Here is a 1906-nt window from a genome sequence, read left to right on the forward strand (position 1 = left end):
AATCGAGTAGGGGAAGCTTTCACCTACCCCTCTCACACCACTGGGCATGCGGGTCTCGCACCCAGCGGTTCCAATTAACCTATGCGGGTCGCCTACTTGCTTCCCGCATTGCTTTTCCCAGATCGTACCACCCTTCTTTCAGGAGAATATCCAGGCTCAGAGCCATATGAATCTGCACTCCCTTTGACATTCTCCAATACCTGTTAGAGCTGTAAGCATATTCATGTAACGCCGGAGCGTTCTTCCACCGCCTCTTAAACTCCTCTCGGCGTTTCGCCGGCCTTTTCCATTGTTTCCAATAGATTTGCCTAACTCGTCGATGAAGCCATTGATCAGTTCGTTCGGCCCATTTTGCAGGGATAGCCTTGTAAAAGTAGTTGACCCAACCCCTAAGGGTCAGTTTCAGCTCCCTTTTCACCCGTTCAATTCCTCCCGGTGCCCTTCGGTCTGTAATCTGCTTCAGTTTTTCTTTTAACTTAAGCATCTTCTTCCGATGGACGACGGGAAAGTACCGGTAGGTAGGATATCTCTCCCTTCTTTTCTTCGATACTTGGGAGGTGAAGGAGAATCCAAGAAATTGAACTTCCGGATCCCCGATCCTAAGTATCTTCGTCTTTTCTGCGTTAACCTTCAGAAAGAGTTTCTGCTCGATAAAGTCAGTGACCCATTCAAGCAACCTTTCGGCCGCTTTTCTGCTTTTTGCAAAGAGAACAGCGTCATCCGCATAGCGGACCGCCCGAACCCCTTTGCTTTCAAGCTTTTCGTCAAGTTCATGCAGAAGAATGTTAGCCAGCAATGGCGAGATAACACCTCCTTGAGGGGTGCCGATGGTATTGGGCTTTCCTACTTTGCCTTCTTCACAGATCGGTGCACGCAGGAATTTATGAATCAGCGACACAACCCTTCCATCCTCAATCCTATCGGACAGCAATTGGATGAGCTTACTGTGATTCACTGTGTCGAAGAACTTCCTTAGATCCAGATCTACAACCCACATGTATCCGTCCTTTACATGCTCCATCGCCCTCCGTACTGCGAGTCGACAGCTTCTGTTCGGACGAAAGCCAAAGCTCATATCCTTGAAGAGTTTTTCGTATTCTTTGCTCAGCACCAGTGCCACTGCCTGCTGGACAAATCGGTCGATGACCGTCGGTATTCCCAACGGTCTCTGCTCTCCATTGTCTTTCGGTATGTACACACGCTTAATAGGTAAGGGACGGTATTCTCCTTGTCGGATCATCGCTGTCAGTTTTCCAGGGTTCTCAAAGAAATATTCCTTCAATTCCTCTGTTTTCATGCCGTCTACTCCGGGTGAACCTTTATTGGCTTGCACCTTTTTCATGGCTTCCCACAGATTCCTCCCGGCGAGTATTCTGTCCAGCGTGATCGCCTTAAAAGCTTCGCTACTCATGAGTTCAATCCAGTCAGCGCTTTGAACTCCTCTTCGGCTGTTCTCGTGTTCCGCACTACCATGGCCGAAGTAGGTCGGGTATTGCCCATTTTTCTGCTCACGCTGATTGGTTTTCCCCCTTTCGCGGGTTTATTGGTTTGGTCCTTCCCTGTTACTCTCAGGTACTATGACCGCTGCTGACTTCTTGCCATTCGTTGTTACTGCCTTTGCTGGCTGGCAAGATCTCCTCGGGTAAGGGCATTCTCTTTCGCTCCATGCAGCTGCAGCCTTTACACATACGAATTCCGTCTAGTTATTGGGTTTTGTGAGATTTGGCACACTTGCCCTTCGTACTTGCCTGAGGCTGTTTCTGTTCGTCAGCTCAGAGCTTTGCTAGCCCCTTCTTTCAGCTTCTGCATCACTGCAGACACCTTGGGGTTCGCTAGTCTTTCCCACTAGCGGGCAGACTCGGGACTTTCACCCTATAGAGAATGCTCATGCCGAGCACACCAAAAA

1 protein-coding gene is annotated in these 1906 nt (G+C 49.3%); it reads right to left on the minus strand.

Features of this window, described 5'->3' with window-relative positions:
- Positions 1-79 precede the first annotated feature (79 nt).
- Complete coding sequence (gene ltrA / locus HMPREF9439_RS01365) at positions 80-1411, minus strand: group II intron reverse transcriptase/maturase (protein ID WP_008863423.1); 1332 nt, start codon at positions 1409-1411, stop codon at positions 80-82.
- Between the last annotated feature and the right edge of the window lie 495 nt (positions 1412-1906).

Origin of the sequence: Parasutterella excrementihominis YIT 11859, from assembly GCF_000205025.1 — a bacterium.
Lineage (GTDB): Bacteria > Pseudomonadota > Gammaproteobacteria > Burkholderiales > Burkholderiaceae_F > Parasutterella > Parasutterella excrementihominis.